This window comes from Stenotrophomonas sp. YJH_SMC_20 (assembly GCF_059367845.1).
The window spans coordinates 33,296-48,978 of the sequence record NZ_JCAFRG010000008.1 but is presented as its reverse complement, the minus strand read 5'-3'; the positions used below and the strand labels follow the sequence as shown (position 1 = coordinate 48,978).

Annotated in this window: 14 protein-coding genes; 11 read left to right on the top strand and 3 right to left on the bottom strand. The window is 66.0% G+C overall.

Going from position 1 to position 15,683, the window contains the following annotated elements; all coding sequences use genetic code 11:
• Positions 1–26: 26 nt before the first annotated feature.
• From infB to AC5P6A_RS14270, 6 genes are all read left to right on the top strand, one after another.
• A complete protein-coding gene (infB, locus tag AC5P6A_RS14295; RefSeq protein ID WP_019660576.1) occupies positions 27–2,669 on the top strand; it encodes a translation initiation factor IF-2 in 2,643 nt (880 codons plus the stop codon).
• Positions 2,670–2,874: 205 nt separating this feature from the next.
• The gene (rbfA, locus tag AC5P6A_RS14290) at positions 2,875–3,258 is read left to right on the top strand and encodes a 30S ribosome-binding factor RbfA (RefSeq protein WP_019660575.1); all 384 of its coding nucleotides are present in this window, start codon (positions 2,875–2,877) and stop codon (positions 3,256–3,258) included.
• A gap of 108 nt (positions 3,259–3,366) precedes the next feature.
• Positions 3,367–4,275 carry a tRNA pseudouridine(55) synthase TruB gene (gene truB / locus AC5P6A_RS14285; RefSeq protein WP_227845066.1) on the top strand — a complete coding sequence of 303 codons (909 nt, stop codon included), beginning with the start codon at positions 3,367–3,369 and terminating at the stop codon, positions 4,273–4,275.
• Between the two features lie 174 nt (positions 4,276–4,449).
• Entirely contained in the window at positions 4,450–4,710 is a 261-nt protein-coding gene (rpsO, locus tag AC5P6A_RS14280; RefSeq protein WP_005417886.1) for a 30S ribosomal protein S15, read from the top strand.
• A 151-nt stretch (positions 4,711–4,861) separates the two neighbouring features.
• A complete protein-coding gene (gene pnp / locus AC5P6A_RS14275; RefSeq protein ID WP_005417884.1) occupies positions 4,862–6,970 on the top strand; it encodes a polyribonucleotide nucleotidyltransferase in 2,109 nt (702 codons plus the stop codon).
• A gap of 281 nt (positions 6,971–7,251) precedes the next feature.
• Positions 7,252–8,442, top strand: a complete 1,191-nt coding sequence (locus AC5P6A_RS14270; RefSeq protein WP_155029895.1) for a glycoside hydrolase family 18 protein — start codon at positions 7,252–7,254, stop codon at positions 8,440–8,442.
• Positions 8,443–8,568: 126 nt separating this feature from the next.
• On the opposite strand, the gene AC5P6A_RS14265 is transcribed toward AC5P6A_RS14270, so the two are convergent.
• Genes AC5P6A_RS14265 through AC5P6A_RS14255 form a run of 3 tightly spaced genes read right to left on the bottom strand, consistent with a single transcriptional unit; the run spans position 8,569 to position 10,698 of the window.
• Positions 8,569–10,128, bottom strand: coding sequence for a PepSY-associated TM helix domain-containing protein (locus AC5P6A_RS14265; protein ID WP_346715162.1), 1,560 nt, complete (start codon positions 10,126–10,128; stop codon positions 8,569–8,571).
• Positions 10,129–10,138: 10 nt separating this feature from the next.
• Positions 10,139–10,402, bottom strand: coding sequence for a hypothetical protein (locus AC5P6A_RS14260; protein WP_227845063.1), 264 nt, complete (start codon positions 10,400–10,402; stop codon positions 10,139–10,141).
• A complete protein-coding gene (locus AC5P6A_RS14255) occupies positions 10,402–10,698 on the bottom strand; it encodes a hypothetical protein (protein ID WP_021202190.1) in 297 nt (98 codons plus the stop codon). Before AC5P6A_RS14255 ends, AC5P6A_RS14260 begins: the two co-directional genes overlap by 1 nt.
• Positions 10,699–11,128: 430 nt before the next feature.
• Here AC5P6A_RS14255 and thrS point away from each other — a divergent pair, with 430 nt between their 5' ends.
• The 5 genes from thrS (at position 11,129) to pheS (ending at position 15,645) form a co-directional block, all read left to right on the top strand.
• Positions 11,129–13,030, top strand: a complete 1,902-nt coding sequence (gene thrS / locus AC5P6A_RS14250; protein ID WP_019660569.1) for a threonine--tRNA ligase — start codon at positions 11,129–11,131, stop codon at positions 13,028–13,030.
• Between the two features lie 48 nt (positions 13,031–13,078).
• A complete protein-coding gene (infC, locus tag AC5P6A_RS14245) occupies positions 13,079–13,621 on the top strand; it encodes a translation initiation factor IF-3 (RefSeq protein ID WP_019660568.1) in 543 nt (180 codons plus the stop codon).
• A gap of 266 nt (positions 13,622–13,887) precedes the next feature.
• Positions 13,888–14,085, top strand: coding sequence for a 50S ribosomal protein L35 (rpmI, locus tag AC5P6A_RS14240; RefSeq protein ID WP_005410436.1), 198 nt, complete (start codon positions 13,888–13,890; stop codon positions 14,083–14,085).
• Positions 14,086–14,096: 11 nt separating this feature from the next.
• Positions 14,097–14,456 carry a 50S ribosomal protein L20 gene (gene rplT, locus AC5P6A_RS14235; protein WP_005410435.1) on the top strand — a complete coding sequence of 120 codons (360 nt, stop codon included), beginning with the start codon at positions 14,097–14,099 and terminating at the stop codon, positions 14,454–14,456.
• Between the two features lie 193 nt (positions 14,457–14,649).
• Positions 14,650–15,645 (top strand): phenylalanine--tRNA ligase subunit alpha, encoded by a 996-nt coding sequence (gene pheS, locus AC5P6A_RS14230; protein ID WP_164145054.1) that lies wholly within the window; start codon positions 14,650–14,652, stop codon positions 15,643–15,645.
• The last annotated feature ends 38 nt before the right edge of the window (positions 15,646–15,683 follow it).

Below are 15,683 nucleotides of genomic sequence, written 5' to 3'. Positions count from 1 at the left end.
GGCGCCCACAAGATCATAGGATCCGAATGTCGCAGCAAACCACCATCCGCAAGCTTGCCGAACTGGTCAACACGCCGGTCGAAAAACTGCTGGAACAGCTGGCCGGTGCCGGCATGAAGTTCAGCGGTCCCGACCAGGTCGTGACCAGTACCGAGAAGGTGAAGCTCCTGGGCTTCCTTCGTCGTTCGCACGGCAAGCCCGAGCAGGCCCCGGAAGAGACGGATCAGTCTGCAAAGAAGATCACGCTCAACCGCCGGAAACAGCAGGAAGTGACGGTCAGTTCCGGTCGCAGCAAGACGACCGTGAATGTCGAGGTGCGCCAGAAGCGTACCTACGTCAAGGATGGTGCTCGCGCCATGACGCCGGACGAAGAGCGCGCCGACATCCTGCGCAAGCTGGAAGAGTCGCGTGCGCGCAACCTCGCCGAACAGCAGGCGCTGGCCGAAAAGGATCGTCTGCGCGACGAAGCCATCGTCCGTGCCCGCGAGGAAGAGGCCGCCGCCAAGGAACGCGCCGAGGCCGAGAAGAAGGCCGCCGAGGAAGCTGCGGCTGCCGCCAAGGCGGCCGAGACGCTGGCTGCCAGCAAGCCCAAGCGTGCTCCGATCGACGAAACCGCGCCGCGCCCGCCGCGCGCCCCGGCGACAGCCCCGGCTGCGCCGCGCAGTGCGCCGCCGCCGCGCAACGACGACCGCAACAACCGCAGCGCGCCGCGCAACGAGCGTGGCCCGGGTGATCGTTTCGCCGGCCAGATGCACCTGTCCGCGGCCGATCGTGCGCGTCGTGGCAACAGCAACAACAGCAACACCCGTGGTCGTCCGGGCGGCCGCAACCAGGCCGGTGGCCGTCGCGACATGTCGCGTGGTGGCAACAACGCCGGCCCGCACGCGTTCGAACGTCCGACCGCACCGGTGGTGCGTGAAGTGGCGATCGGCGACACCATTACCGTGGCCGACCTGGCGCAGAAGCTTGCGCTGAAGGGTGGCGAGGTGGTGAAGGCGCTGTTCAAGATGGGCGTGATGGCCACCATCACCCAGTCCATCGACCATGACACCGCCGCGCTGGTGACCGAAGAACTCGGCCACAAGGCGATCCGTGCCAACGACAACGACGCCGAAGACGCGCTGCTGGCCTCGGCCGGTGAAAACCAGGGCGAAGCCACCCAGCGTCCGCCGGTGGTCACCATCATGGGCCACGTCGACCACGGCAAGACCTCGCTGCTGGATTACATCCGCCGCACCAAGGTTGCCACCGGCGAAGCCGGCGGCATCACCCAGCACATCGGTGCCTACCACGTGGATACGCCCAAGGGCGTGATCAGCTTCCTGGATACCCCGGGCCACGCGGCGTTCACCTCGATGCGTGCGCGCGGCGCCAAGCTGACCGACATCGTGGTGCTGGTCGTTGCTGCCGATGACGGCGTCATGCCGCAGACCAAGGAAGCGATCCAGCACGCCCGTTCGGCGGGTGTGCCGCTGATCGTGGCGATCAACAAGATCGACAAGTCCGACGCCGACCCGATGCGGGTCAAGAACGAACTGCTGTCCGAGCAGGTCGTGGCCGAGGACTTCGGTGGTGACACCCAGATGGTGGAGATCTCGGCCAAGACCGGCCTGGGCATCGACGACCTGCTGGACGCCATCTCGATCCAGGCCGAACTGCTGGAACTGAAGGCGGTCGACGAAGGCCGGGCCTCGGGCGTGGTGATCGAATCGTCGCTGGACAAGGGCCGTGGCCCGGTCGCCACCGTGCTGGTGCAGCAGGGTCGCCTGAAGAAGGGCGACTACCTGGTGTGCGGCATCCAGTACGGCCGCGTGCGTGCGCTGTTCGACGAAACCGGCAAGCAGCCGGAGTTCGCCGGCCCGTCCATCCCGGTGCAGGTCCTGGGCCTGTCCGGCGTGCCGGAAGCCGGTGACGACTTCGTGGTCGTCGAGGACGAGCGGCTGGCCAAGGACGTTGCCCAGCAGCGTGAGACCAAGCGCCGTGAATCGCGCCTGGTCGCCACCGCGGGCAGCCGCATGGAAGACATCATGGCGACCCTGGGCAAGGGCGAGGGCCAGCAGGTCCTCAACCTGGTCATCAAGGCCGACGTGCAGGGTTCGGTGCAGGCCCTGAGCCAGGCACTGGTCGCGCTGTCCAACGACGACATCCGCATCAACGTGATCCACTCCGGCGTGGGCGGCATCACCGAGTCGGACGCCAACTCGGCGGCCGCTTCGAAGGCCACCGTCATCGGCTTCAACGTGCGTGCGGATGCTTCGGCCCGTCGCATCATCGAATCCAACGGCGTGGACCTGCGTTACTTCTCGATCATCTATGACGTGATCGATCAGGTGAAGCAGGTGGCCTCCGGCCTGCTGGGCGTGGAGATCCGCGAAGAGATCATCGGTATCGCCGAGGTCCGCGACGTCTTCCGCAGCTCCAAGCTGGGCGCTGTTGCCGGCTCGATGGTCATCGAGGGCGTGGTCAAGCGCAACAAGCCGATCCGCGTGCTGCGCGACAGCGTGGTGATCTTCGAGGGCGAGCTGGAATCGCTGCGTCGCTTCAAGGAGAACGTCGAGGAAGTCCGCAACGGTACCGAATGCGGTATCGCGGTGAAGGCCTACAACGACGTCAAGCCGGGTGACCAGATCGAGTGCTTCGAGCGTATCGAAGTGCCGCGCACCCTGTAATGCTGCAAGGCGGCCCGACCAACGGTCGGGCCCTACCGTGATGTAGAACCCGACCAACGGTCGGGTACCATGGTAGATGTAGCGCCCGACCGTTGGCCGGGCGACAATCGAATCAAAGATAGCGCCCGACCGTTGGCCGGGCGACAATCGAATCAAAGGTAGCGCCCGACCGTTGGTCGGGCGACAACTGAACCAAGAGCTCCTCGTGCCCAAGACTTTCCATCGAACCGACCGTGTCTCTGCCCAGCTGCGCCGCGAACTCGGCACCCTGGTGCACAACGCCGTGCGCGAGCACGGGTTGCCCTCGGTGAGCGTGTCCGACGTGGAAATCACCCGCGACATGGCTCATGCCAAGGTCTTCGTCACCGCGCTGATGCCGGAGCGTTCGGCGGAAGCGGTGGCCGGCCTGAAGGAACTGGGCTACCGCCTGCGCATGGACCTGGCCCGGGCGATGAAGCTGCGCCATGTGCCGGAGCTGCATTTCCACTACGACGACTCGGTCGATCGTGGCGAGCATATCGACAACCTCCTGCGCGACCTGCCCGATACGCTGGCCGCGGAGAAGCGTCGCGAGAGCGACGAAGAATAAGCCAGCGCCGGGCCCATGCCCGGCGTCTTTTCATTCTGACCGTGCGAGGCGGGACGCTGGCCGCGCTTCGCGCTCGCCGGGCATGGCCCGGCGCTACCCGTATCTGTCATGACCCGAATTCAGTTCCGCCGCCTGGATGGCATCCTGCTGCTCGACAAGTCGACCGGCATGAGCTCCAACGCCGCCCTGCAGGTGGCCCGTCGCCTGTTCCGTGCCGAGAAGGGCGGCCACACCGGCAGCCTCGACCCGCTGGCCACCGGTCTGCTGCCGCTGTGCTTCGGCGAGGCGACCAAGATCGCTGGGCTGCTGCTGGGGTCGGCCAAGGCCTACGATGCCGAGATCGTGCTCGGCCAGACGACCGATACCGACGATTCCGAGGGCCAGGTGCTGCAGCAGCGCCCGGTACCGGCGATCGGTGCCGAGGCCCTGCAGGCCGCGTTGGCGCCGCTGACCGGCAACATCCGCCAGCGTGCCCCGGTCTATTCGGCACTGAAGCAGGGTGGTGAGCCGCTGTATGTGAAGGCCCGCCGTGGTGACGTCATCGAGGCGCCGGAACGCGAGGTGCAGGTGCACGCCATCGACGTGCTGGAGCAGCAGCCTGAGCGCTTGCGGCTGCGCGTGACCTGCGGTTCGGGCACCTACATCCGCAGCCTGGCCCGCGACCTGGGCGAGGCGCTGGGATGTGGCGCACACATCAGTGCGCTGCGCCGGCTCTGGGTGGAGCCGTTCCGCGAACCGGCGATGGTCACCCTGGACCAGCTGCGGGCGATGGCCGAGGCCGGCGACGAGGCGGCCATGGATGCGCTGCTGCTGCCGCTGGCGGCCGGCCTGGCTGAATACCCGCGGGTCGAACTCGATGCCGACCAGGCCCATCGCTTCTGCGTCGGCCAGCGCCAGCGCGACCCGTCCTGGCCCCACGGCCTGGTGGCGGTGTTCGGTCCGGGCGATGCTGTCCAGGGGCTGGGCCAGGTCGATGGCAGTGGCCTGCTGGCTCCGCAGCGTCGTTTCAACCTCTGACCGGGGCCAGGGCGGTTCAGCCCCGGTCCTTGTCCCGGAAGCCCCTGGCCGTTACAATTTCGCGGCCGTTTTCCGGCAGCCTGCCTCGTGCAGGTTTCATCCTCGTAGTCCACGGCGAGCCTGGCGGTGCGCGAAGCGCGTTCCTGCCGGCCACGCATCACAGAGAAAAAAGAAATGTCGATCGACACCCAGAAGGTCATTGAAGACAACAAGCGCAGCGCCGCTGACACCGGCTCCCCGGAAGTCCAGGTGGCCCTGCTGACCGCCCGCATCGAACTGCTGACCGGCCACTTCAAGACCCACAAGAAGGACCACCACAGCCGCCGCGGCCTGCTGCAGATGGTCAACCGCCGTCGCAGCCTGCTCGACTACCTGAAGAAGAAGGACGTCGAGCGTTACAAGGCCCTGATCGAGAAGCTTGGCCTGCGTCGCTAAGCAACGAATTCCCCGCGGCGCAGCGATGCGCCGCGGTTTTGTTTTGTAGTACCGCAATCCCCGATTCAGGCCGGAACGATCCGGTCACCCGCTGGCGGCAAGGGTCGCCGACGGTCCAAATTCGCAGACAGCATCCCCAAGGACACCCTCCGTGGCAAAAATCACCAAAACCTTCCAGTACGGCAAGCACACCGTCACGCTTGAGACCGGCGAAGTCGCCCGCCAGGCCAGCGGTGCCGTCATCGTCAAGATGGACGACACCGTACTGCTGGTCACCGCCGTCGCCGCCAAGAGCGCGCGCGAAGGCCAGGACTTCTTCCCGCTGACCGTCGATTATCAGGAAAAGTTCTACGCCGGCGGCCGTATCCCGGGTGGTTTCTTCAAGCGTGAAGGCCGTGCGACCGAGAAGGAAACGCTGATCTCGCGCCTGATCGACCGTCCGATCCGCCCGCTGTTCCCGGAAGACTACAAGAACGAAGTGCAGATCATCGCCACCGTGATGTCGCTGAACCCGGACGTGGACGGTGACATCCCGGCCCTGATCGGTGCCTCGGCTGCCCTGGCCCTGGCCGGTACCCCGTTCATGGGTCCGATCGGCGCTGCCAAGGTCGGTTACAAGAACGGCGAGTACATCCTGAACCCGACCGTCAGCGAACTGGCTGACTCGCAGCTGGAACTGGTCGTCGCCGGTACCTCCAACGCCGTGCTGATGGTCGAATCCGAAGCCGCGCTGCTGTCCGAAGAAGTGATGCTGGGCGCCGTGACCTTCGGTCACCGCGAAATGCAGAAGGTCATCAACGCGATCAACGAGCTGACCGTCGAAGCCGGCACCAAGCCGTCGACCTGGGAAGCCCCGGCCAAGAACGACGCGCTGATCTCCGCCCTGAAGGAAGCCATCGGCCCGCGCCTGGGCGAAGCCTTCCAGGTGCGTGACAAGCTGCAGCGCCGCGACGCCATCTCGGCGATCAAGAAGGACGTATTCGAAGCCCTGGCGGGCCGCGTGGCCGCCGAAGGCTGGAACCCGGCCGAGCTGTCGAAGGAATTCGGCGAGCTGGAATACCGCACCATGCGTGACTCGGTGCTGGACACCAAGGTCCGCATCGACGGCCGTGCGCTGGACACCGTCCGCCCGATCACCGTGAAGACCGGCGTGCTGCCGCGTACCCACGGTTCCTCGCTGTTCACCCGCGGCGAAACCCAGGCCATCGTGACCATCACCCTGGGCACCGCCCGTGATGGCCAGGTCATCGACGCCGTTGCCGGTGAGTACAAGGAAAACTTCCTGTTCCACTACAACTTCCCTCCGTTCTCGGTGGGCGAGTGCGGCCGCATGATGGGCCCGAAGCGCCGCGAAATCGGCCACGGTCGTCTGGCCAAGCGCGGCGTGCTGGCTGTCATGCCGTCGCTGGAAGCCTTCCCGTACACCATCCGCGTCGTTTCGGAAATCACCGAGTCGAACGGTTCCTCGTCGATGGCCTCGGTCTGCGGCTCGTCGCTGGCCCTGATGGACGCCGGCGTGCCGGTGAAGGCCCCGGTGGCCGGTATCGCCATGGGTCTGGTCAAGGAAGGCGATCGTTTCGTGGTCCTGTCCGACATCCTGGGTGACGAAGATCACCTGGGCGACATGGACTTCAAGGTGGCCGGTACCGCTGAGGGCATCTCCGCCCTGCAGATGGACATCAAGATCGAAGGCATCACCGAAGAAATCATGAAGCAGGCCCTGCAGCAGGCCAAGGCTGGCCGCCTGCACATCCTGGGCGAGATGGCCCACGGCCTGACCGCTCCGCGTGAAGAGCTGTCGGACTACGCGCCGCGCCTGCTGACCATCAAGATCCACCCGGACAAGATCCGCGAAGTGATCGGCAAGGGCGGCTCGACCATCCAGGCCATCACCAAGGAAACCGGCACCCAGATCGACATCCAGGACGACGGCACCATCGTCATCGCGTCGGTCAACGCCATCGCTGCCCAGGCTGCCAAGGCCCGCATCGAGCAGATCACCTCGGACGTCGAGCCGGGCCGCATCTACGAAGGCAAGGTCGCCAAGATCATGGACTTCGGTGCGTTCGTCACCATCCTGCCGGGCAAGGATGGCCTGGTCCACGTCTCGCAGATCTCCAGCGAGCGCGTCGAGAAGGTCGGCGACAAGCTGAAGGAAGGCGATGTGGTCAAGGTCAAGGTGCTGGAAGTCGACAAGCAGGGCCGTATCCGCCTGTCGATGAAGGCAGTCGAAGAAGGCGAAGGCGCCAGCGCCGAATAATCGGTACTGCTGATCGTGCGGTGGGTGAGGACCGTTGGTCCTCACGCTTTCGCAAATGAAAAAGCGGGCTTCGGCCCGCTTTTTCTTTGCCTCGATGTTGCGAAGAGAAGCTCATCCAGGTCGCTGCATGTCCTGCTGCAGTGCATGATCGCCGCCACGCGGCCATCGTTCTGTCTCGGTTGTACGGATCGCGCCTGTCCATGGGACGACATGCCGCGATACCCGTACCGCAGCCCCATCGGTTTGCTAACGTGGCGGCGCCTTCGAACCGGGAGATCTCCATGTTCCGCCAGACCGTGGCCGTCCTTGCCGTGCTGATTGCCGGTGTCTTGCCCATCGCCGCGCACGCGGCGCCCGCGCAGCCGCCGATCTTCGGCGCCTACTACCCGGGCGGCTCGGCCGAACGCTATCCGGTCTCGAGCATTCCAGCCGAGCGCCTGACGCATCTGTTCTATGCGTTCTCCACCATCGAGGACGGGCGCTGCACGATCGGTGCGGAAGCGCCGAAGAATTTCGCCGCACTGGCCGAACTCAAGAAGGCGCATCCGCACCTGCGCACGCTGATTTCGATCGGTGGCTGGGGCGCGGGTGGGTTCTCCGATGCGTCGCTGAGCGAGGCCAGCCGCAAGCGGTTGGTCGATTCGTGCATGGCGCTGTTCTTTGATCGTCACGCCGGCAGCTTTGATGGCGTGGATATCGACTGGGAGTTCCCGGTCAGTGGTGGCCCGAAGGAGCTGGCGCACCGCCCGCAGGACCGCGCCAACCTGACCCGGCTCGCGCAGGCGTTCCGCGTGGCACTCGATGCGCGCGGTCGCAAGATGGGACAGCCGATGCTGCTGACCGCCGCGCTGGCCGCCGGTCGCCTGCAGACCGATGGCCCCTACGATCCGGCGGCGAGCTACGACCTGCCGGCGCTGGCCAAGGTGTTCGATTTCGTCAACCTGATGAGCTACGACATGGGCACCGGCTTCTCGGCGGTGTCGACCTTCAACGCGCCGCTGCATGAGGTGGCGGCCGACCCGCTGGCGCCGGAACTGCGGCGCTGGAACAACGTGGCCGGTGCCGTGCAGTTCTACCGCGACCACGGCGTACCGGCCGACAAGCTGGTGCTGGGCGTGCCGTTCTACGGGCGCGGCTTCAAGGTCACCGGCGATGCCCCGGATGGGTTGTACCAGCCCTACAGCGCACCGGCCGATGCGGGCGACTGGCGGGTGATCAAGGCGCGCTATCTCGACCAGCCGGGCTGGACCAGGCACTGGCAGCCGCAGGCGCAGAGCCCGTGGCTGTACAACGCCGAACAGAAGGTCTTCATCAGCTATGAAGACCCGCGCTCGATCGGGCTGCGTGCGCAGTTCGCCCGCGAACAGGGCCTGGCCGGCGTGTTCATGTGGGAACTGACCGGCGATGACGAACAGGCCAGCCTGCTCAATGCCATGCTGGGCCCCTGGCAGAAGGCGCGCATCGGCGATTGAGTGTCGGGTGGCGCGTCGTGCTGGGCCCATGCCGCAACGTCACCGACCTGATACACACACTGCGGTGTACGTCGTTGCCCGTGCCAAGCCGACTTCCAGTAGCACCGGGCCATGCCCGGCGAAGGCTCAATCGGCCCAGACGCTGTTGGGATCGCCGTTGCGGGCGCGGCGTTGGCTGGCCACGGCCAGACGCGCGAAGCCGAAGGCCATCGCCAGCGCGATGGCATCGACCCAGAACAGCGGCCAGTGCCCCCCTGCGGCGGCGCGCCACAGCCAGTCACCATTGAGTGCGCCGTGCAGCACCGGCACCAGCGCGGTACTGACCGCCGCCGCCCACAGCAGTTCGCGCGCGGCCTGCGCCGGGCGGCGCAGCGTGGCCCATAGCGCGCAGGCCGCCCAACTGCCGAAGCAGGCCCAGCGGATGCCGTGGTCGACCGCCGACGGTGCCAGCCGCTCCAGCACAAGTGCGGTGCCGAACGCGATCGAGATCGCCACGCACAGGCCGATGCACACGCCGACCGTGGCCCGCGCCATGTTCACACCGGCACGTGGCTGTTGCGGCTGGCGACGCTTGCGCCGCGACTCGATCCACAGCAGGTTGCCGGAGTAGAACAGGAACGCACCGCCGAGTCCGAGCAGGAAGTACAGCCAGACCACCACGCCATTGCCGAATTTGCCGAAGTGCAACGCGTAGGCGGCGCTGAGCGTGGCGTGGTTGGCGTCGCGCTGGCCCGGCAGCTGCGACGCGAGCAGATTGCCGGTGGCGACGTCCAATGCCACGGCACCAAGCGGGCCGAGGGTGCCACTGGCCTCGCCGGTGATCTCGATCGTCGCGTTGGCATCGCCGCCATTGGCCAGCTTCAGATAGGCCGGTTCGAAGTTGGCCACGCCCTGTGCGCGGGCCACTTCAAGTGCGCGCGCATGCAGCACGCGCAGGCTGCCCGGCGGTGCCGGGATGCCACTGGCATTTCGCACCGGCGCGGTGTCCATCGCAGTCGGTACTGCCTGCAGCGCGTTGCCGTCGTAGATCAGCGGATTGAGCAGGGCCATCTGCACGAACACCAGGCAGAGCAGGGCGCCGGTGACCGCGAACATCAGGTGGAAGGGCAGGCTGAGCACACCGACCACGTTGTGCGCGTCCTGCCACAGCTGCTTCAGGTTGCGCCCCGGACGCAGCGCGAACAGGTCGCCGAGCAGCTTCGGCAGATGGATCACCAGGCCGCTGAGCAGTGCCATCCCGTACAGCAGGCTGACAATGCCCATCACGTAGATCCCGGCCACGGGCAGGCCGAGGCTGTAATGGAGCTCGTTGACCAGTTCGGCCAGTCCGGTCTGCGGTGGTGTGGGGCTGCCGGCGATCTGGCCGGGCCAGGCATAGCGCCAGCTGCCGTCATCGGCCTGCCAGTAGGCCAGAGGCTGCGGGTGTTCGGTGCCGGGGAAGGTCATGCCGACGTGGCGGCGCGCTTCCGGATGCGCCGCCAGCACGTCCTCCAGCAGGTACTGGGCGTCATCCAGGCTGGCCGGGAGTGCCGTGGCGGCGCCCGGTGTCTGCCACCGCGGCAGGTCATGGTGGAACAGGGTCAGCGAGCCTGCGTAGAAAGCCACGAACAGGCCGAAGCCGGCCACCAGGCCGACCCAGGTGTGCAGGGTGGTGAACGTGCGCAGGGTCTGCGAACTGAACTTCATGGCGTGGATCTCATTGCACCGCGCCGGTCAGGCGCAGCAGCCCGAGCACGACGAAGCCGGTGGAGGCGCTGCCGCCCAGCACCAGCCAGGCGCGCAGCGCGCTGCGGAAGCTGAACGCCCACAGGGCGGCCAGCATCCACAGCGGGATGAAGGCGATCAGGGTAGGTACCAGCGCTCGCTGCCAAGGGCCCGGCGGAAGCCAGGCGAGCAGGCCGGTAACGGCGGCTGCAAGCAGGAAGCCGACGATGATGCCGGCGAAGGCGCGCGCCCACATCAGGGCAACTCCGTGCCCGGTCGGTGCCAGGCGGCCAGCGCCGGCAGCAGCATCGCCGCGAGCATCCAGGTGCACAACATCGCCACCAGGCCGGCGGCAAAGCCGAGCTCGGCCATCCACAGCCACAGCGCGGCGGCAGCGGCGACCAGGCCGATCTGGCGGCCCAGGCGGCCGGCGCGGCGCAGGCGCGGCCAGCGGCAGTGGGGCGAGGCCGCATAGAAGGCCAGTGCCGAGAACATCGCCGCCAGCATGCCCAGGCTGCAGAAACCCAGCGTGGAGAGGCCGACGGTGATCATCGCGGGCAGCCTGCGCGGCGGCGGGTCGGCGAACGCGGGGCACGGGCGGGGCCGGCGGCAGCCGGTCGAAGCGGGTGGCGCATCACGAGGTCCTGGGGGAAAGCGGGCAGGCTGGCACGGGGCGGGCTGCGCGCACATGGTAATCATTGCGTTTTCACGCCGCCAGCGCGGCTCATTCAGCGGGCCGTACGGTGGCCCTTGGGCTTTCCGGTGCGCTGGTTTAAGATCATCGCAGAACCCCTGACTGGAACAAGGTGGCCCGCGCCCAGCGCCGGCCGAGCGTGCGACATGAGCACTACCACCGCCCACTGTTGACCTGCCCCCGAAGGCCCTGCGTACCAGGCGCCCTCGCGGCGCTTTTTTATTGCCCGGGCAACGGCCCGGGAACGCTTTCCAGCCCGCCCGGCGGGCCCCGCACGAAGCCACTGCGATGATCAACATTACCCTTCCCGACGGCAGCCGCCGCGAATTCGAAAACCCTGTGAGCGTCATGGAGGTTGCCCAGTCGATCGGCGCCGGCCTGGCCAAGGCCACCATCGCCGGTGCCGTGGATGGCGTGCTGGTCGATGCCAGCGACGTCATCGACCACGACGCCAGCCTGCGCATCATCACCGCCAAGGACGAGGAGGGCGTGGAGATCATCCGCCACTCCTGCGCCCACCTGGTCGGCCACGCCGTCAAGCAGCTGTACCCGGATGTGAAGATGGTGATCGGTCCGGTGATCGCCGAAGGCTTCTACTACGACATCTATTCCGAGCGCCCGTTCACCCCGGACGACATGGCCGCGATCGAGAAGCGCATGGGTGAACTGATCGCCCAGGACTACGACGTCATCAAGAAGATGACGCCGCGCGCCGAAGTGATCGAGATCTTCAAGGCCCGTGGCGAGGACTACAAGCTGCGCCTGATCGAGGACATGGCCGACGACATCCAGGCGATGGGCATGTACTACCACCAGGAATACGTGGACATGTGCCGCGGCCCGCACGTGCCGAACACGCGCTTCCTGAAGGCCTTCAAGCTGACCCGCATCTCCGGCGCCTACTGGCGCGGTGACGCGCAGAACGAGCAGCTGCAGCGCATCTACGGCACCGCCTGGGCCGACAAGAAGCAGCTGGAGGCGTACATCAAGCGCATCGAAGAAGCCGAAATGCGCGACCACCGCCGCATCGGCAAGCAGCAGGACCTGTTCCACCTGCAGGAAGAAGCCCCGGGCCTGGTGTTCTGGCACCCGAAGGGCTGGGCGCTGTGGCAGGTGGTGGAGCAGTACATGCGCAAGGTCTACCGCAACAGCGGCTATGGCGAAGTGCGTTGCCCGCAGATTCTGGACGTGAGCCTGTGGAAGAAGTCCGGCCACTGGGACAACTACCAGGACAACATGTTCTTCACCGAATCGGAGAAACGCACTTACGCGGTCAAGCCGATGAACTGCCCGGGCCACATCCAGGTGTTCAACCAGGGCCTGCACAGCTACCGCGACCTGCCGATCCGCTACGGCGAGTTCGGGTCGTGCCACCGCAACGAGCCGTCCGGCGCGCTGCACGGCATCCTGCGCGTGCGTGGCTTCACCCAGGACGACGGCCACGTGTTCTGCACGGAAAACCAGATCGAGTCGGAAGTGACCGCCTTCCACCAGCAGGCGCTGGCGGTCTACCAGCACTTCGGCTTCGACGAGATCCAGATCAAGATCGCGCTGCGCCCGGAATCGCGCCTGGGTGACGACGCCACCTGGGACAAGGCCGAAGGCGCGCTGCGCTCGGCGCTGACCGCCTGTGGCGTGGAATGGCAGGAGCTGCCGGGCGAGGGCGCCTTCTACGGCCCGAAGATCGAGTACCACCTGAAGGATGCCATCGGCCGTACCTGGCAGCTGGGCACGATGCAGGTCGACTTCATGATGCCGGGCCGCCTGGGCGCCGAGTACGTGGACGAGAACAGCCAGAAGAAGCACCCGGTCATGCTGCACCGGGCCATCGTCGGCTCGATGGAGCGTTTCCTGGGCATCCTGATCGAACACCATGCCGGCCAGTTCCCGGCCTGGCTGGCGCCGACCCAGGTGGTGGTGGCCAACATCACCGACGCCCAGGCCGACTATGTCTCGGGCGTGACCAAAACCCTTGCGGAGCAAGGCTTCCGCGTCAGCTCGGATTTGCGTAACGAGAAGATCGGCTATAAAATCCGCGAGCATACGTTGCAGCGCGTGCCCTACCTGCTGGTCATCGGTGACCGCGAGAAGGAAAATGGGGCTGTGGCGGTGCGTACGCGTTCTGGCGAAGACCTGGGCAGCATGAGCCTGCAGGCCTTCATCGAGCGGCTCCACGCCGAGGGCGCGTAAGCAAAGGTCCGGTCCGGGGGCACAGGCACCCGGGCCGGTTCGATACCCTTGGGAGAACGTAATATCAGCACCCCTGACAACAAACAGAACCGCAAGAATCAGGAAATCCGTGTGCCGCGCGTCCGCGTGATCGGCAGTGACGGAGAAATGATCGGCGTGTTGTCGCGCGACGAAGCGCTGTCCATGGCCGAAGATGAAGGCCTGGACCTGGTCGAAATCCAGCCGCAGGCCGATCCGCCGGTCTGCAAGATCATGGACTTCGGCAAGTTCAAGTTCGAAGCGCAGAAGAAGGCCAGCGAGGCCAAGAAGAAGACCAAGCAGGTCGAGATCAAGGAAGTGAAGTTCCGTCCGGTCACGGACGAGGGCGACTACCAGATCAAGCTGCGCAAGATGCGCGGGTTCCTCGAAGATGGTGACAAGATCAAGGTCAACATCCGCTTCCGTGGCCGTGAAATGAGCCACCAGGAGCTGGGCCGCGAAATGGCCAACCGGATCGAGGCCGATCTGGGCGAGGACATCGTCATTGAATCCCGTCCGCGCCTGGAAGGGCGTCAGATGGTCATGATGATCGCGCCGAAGAAGAAGACCTGAGGCCTGACGGGCTGCCTTTCGGGGCGCCTGGCTGAATGGTTCAGGGTAAGGGGGCGCCGCTGGCGTCCCTTTGCTTTTGTGGCGGGCCGGCGGGTTGCGGATGAAAGGCGGGCAGGGGCTGGTGGCAGGGCCGTTTTGCCTGTATCATGCCCGGCTCGACCCACCCAGGACGGGTCGTACGCCGATCATGGCAGGACGGAAAGAGCGGCCCAGGCCGCCGCCAGATCAGTCAGAAACCAGGGTCAAATCCCATCAAGGACATTGCAATGCCCAAGATCAAGACCAACCGGGCAGCGGCCAAGCGTTTCCGCAAGACCGCCTCGGGCAAGTACAAGTGCGGCCACGCCAACCGTAGCCACATCCTCACGAAGAAAGCGACCAAGCGTAAGCGTAATCTGCGTCAGACGGGCCATGTCCGTGCAGAAGACGCAGGCCGTCTGGACCGCATGCTCCCTTACCTCTGAGGAACTGAAAAATGGCACGAGTTAAGCGTGGCGTACAGGCGCGTCGCCGCCACAAGAAGATTCTGGATCTCGCCAAGGGCTACTACAACGCCCGTCGCAAGGTCTTCCGCGTTGCCAAGCAGGCGGTCATCAAGGCACAGCAGTACGCCTACATCGGCCGTAAGCAGAAGAAGCGCAACTTCCGTTCGCTGTGGATCACCCGCATCAATGCGGCTGCCCGCATCAACGGCCTGAGCTACAGCCGCTTCATGAACGGCCTGCTGAAGGCCGGCATCACCCTGGATCGCAAGGTCCTGGCTGACATCGCCGTGCACGACGCAGCCGGTTTTGCCGCGCTGGCCGAAAAGGCCAAGGGCGCGCTGGCGGCATAAGTCCTTCCCGATGCCGTAACCGTTCACTCGGAACGGTGTCAGGTCAAGGCAATGCATGGGGAAGGGCGCAAGTCCTTCCCCATTCTTTTTTGGGTCCCGGTGCGGCCACAGCGGCAGCGCGGGGACGGCGGTGGCGACAGGGGTCGGCCCTTCGCGCATCGCGATGGCAGATCGACTGGAGTTCCGGCCCCCCATGAGCGACATCCAATCCCTCACCACCCAGGCGCTGGCCGATGTGGCCGCCGCACAGAGCCCTGACGTGCTGGAACAGCTGCGCGTGGCCCTGCTTGGCAAGAGCGGCAGCATCACCTCGCAGCTCAAGCAGCTCGGTGCCCTGCCGGCCGAGGAGCGCAAGGCCGCCGGTGAAGCGATCAACCAGGCCCGCGACACACTGACCCGTGCGCTGGCCGAGCGCAAGGCGCTGCTGGAAGACGCCGCACTGGACGCGCGGCTGGCTGCCGAAGCCATCGACATCACCCTGCCGGGCCGCAATGGCGACCGCGCTGGCCTGCATCCGATCACCCGTACCCTGGAACGCATCACCGGTATTTTCGGCCGGCTGGGCTACGAGCTGTCGGAAGGGCCGGAGATCGAGGATGACTGGCACAATTTCGAGGCGCTGAATTTCCCGCCGCACCACCCGGCGCGCGCCATGCACGACACCTTCTACTTCGGCGACGGCCGCCTGCTGCGCACGCATACCTCCGGTGTGCAGGTGCGCTACATGGGCGACCACGCGCCGCCGCTGCGCATGATCGCTGCCGGCAAGGTGTACCGCAGCGACAGCGACCAGACCCATTCGCCGATGTTCCATCAGGTCGAAGGCCTGCTGGTGGACGAGCACTCGACCTTCGCCGACCTGAAGGGCACGCTGGCAGAATTCGTGCGCGCGTTCTTCGAGCGCGATTTCGAGATGCGCTTCCGTCCCAGCTACTTCCCGTTCGTCGAACCGGGTGCGGAAGTGGACATCGCCTGGCAGCAGCCCGATGGCAGCACCCGCTGGCTGGAAGTGCTCGGCTGCGGCATGGTGCATCCGAACGTGCTGCGCAATGTCGGCATCGATCCGGAGCGTTACACCGGCTTTGCCTTCGGCATGGGCGTGGAGCGTTTCGCGATGCTGCGCTACGGCGTCAACGACCTGCGCGCGTTCTTCGAGAACGATGTGCGGTTCCTGAAGCAGTTCGCGTAAGCCGCAACCGTGTAGAGCCGGGCCATGCTCGGCTGCCT

Bases quoted from the DNA above. Each gene is read 5' to 3' on its own strand.
- infB (WP_019660576.1), top strand. From the start codon at position 27: ATGTCGCAGCAAACCACCATCCGCAAGCTTGCCGAACTGGTCAACACG.
- truB (WP_227845066.1), top strand. From the start codon at position 3,367: ATGACCCGAATTCAGTTCCGCCGCCTGGATGGCATCCTGCTGCTCGAC.
- rpsO (WP_005417886.1), top strand. From the start codon at position 4,450: ATGTCGATCGACACCCAGAAGGTCATTGAAGACAACAAGCGCAGCGCC.
- AC5P6A_RS14270 (WP_155029895.1), top strand. From the start codon at position 7,252: ATGTTCCGCCAGACCGTGGCCGTCCTTGCCGTGCTGATTGCCGGTGTC.
- AC5P6A_RS14265 (WP_346715162.1), bottom strand. From the start codon at position 10,128: ATGAAGTTCAGTTCGCAGACCCTGCGCACGTTCACCACCCTGCACACC.
- AC5P6A_RS14260 (WP_227845063.1), bottom strand. From the start codon at position 10,402: ATGTGGGCGCGCGCCTTCGCCGGCATCATCGTCGGCTTCCTGCTTGCA.
- AC5P6A_RS14255 (WP_021202190.1), bottom strand. From the start codon at position 10,698: ATGATCACCGTCGGCCTCTCCACGCTGGGTTTCTGCAGCCTGGGCATG.
- thrS (WP_019660569.1), top strand. From the start codon at position 11,129: ATGATCAACATTACCCTTCCCGACGGCAGCCGCCGCGAATTCGAAAAC.
- rpmI (WP_005410436.1), top strand. From the start codon at position 13,888: ATGCCCAAGATCAAGACCAACCGGGCAGCGGCCAAGCGTTTCCGCAAG.
- rplT (WP_005410435.1), top strand. From the start codon at position 14,097: ATGGCACGAGTTAAGCGTGGCGTACAGGCGCGTCGCCGCCACAAGAAG.
- pheS (WP_164145054.1), top strand. From the start codon at position 14,650: ATGAGCGACATCCAATCCCTCACCACCCAGGCGCTGGCCGATGTGGCC.